The sequence below is a fragment of the Halomonas sp. 72 genome (assembly GCF_052379785.1).
GTDB classification, from domain to species: Bacteria; Pseudomonadota; Gammaproteobacteria; order Pseudomonadales; family Halomonadaceae; genus Vreelandella; species Vreelandella citrativorans.
The window spans coordinates 1-451 of the sequence record NZ_JBQSYY010000060.1; the positions used below are offsets into that span (position 1 = coordinate 1).

Below are 451 nucleotides of genomic sequence, written 5' to 3' on the forward strand. Positions count from 1 at the left end.
CGTTAATGTCAGCATGATATACATTGTTAAAGAGCAACTGTTCAATGAACAGTGATAAAGCGACGTCTAAAAACGTGCGACTTATCAATGGTCACAAAACAAACAAACGGTCAGGATAATGGTGGAGCCAAGCGGGATCGAACCGCTGACCTCCTGCGTGCAAGGCAGGCGCTCTCCCAGCTGAGCTATGGCCCCATTTTAGACACTTACCTCTCGGAATTTTATTCATCACAAGGCATTTTATGGCGAAGCATAGCCTGCTATGCGAGTCATAAAATAACGCAGAGATGGATAAAATTTGGTGGGTCTGGGCAGACTTGAACTGCCGACCTCACCCTTATCAGGGGTGCGCTCTAACCAACTGAGCTACAGACCCAAGAGGGGGATCGTGCTTAAACCGTTTGCTCTATGATCTGATCAGGTAATTCATTGTGGACGTTTACCGCGAGGA

2 tRNA genes are annotated in these 451 nt (G+C 47.2%); both read right to left on the reverse strand.

Features of this window, described 5'->3' with window-relative positions:
* Positions 1-119 precede the first annotated feature (119 nt).
* A tRNA-Ala gene (locus ACT3T6_RS17725) sits at positions 120-195 on the reverse strand.
* A 104-nt stretch (positions 196-299) separates the two neighbouring features.
* A tRNA-Ile gene (locus tag ACT3T6_RS17730) sits at positions 300-376 on the reverse strand.
* Positions 377-451 lie beyond the last annotated feature (75 nt).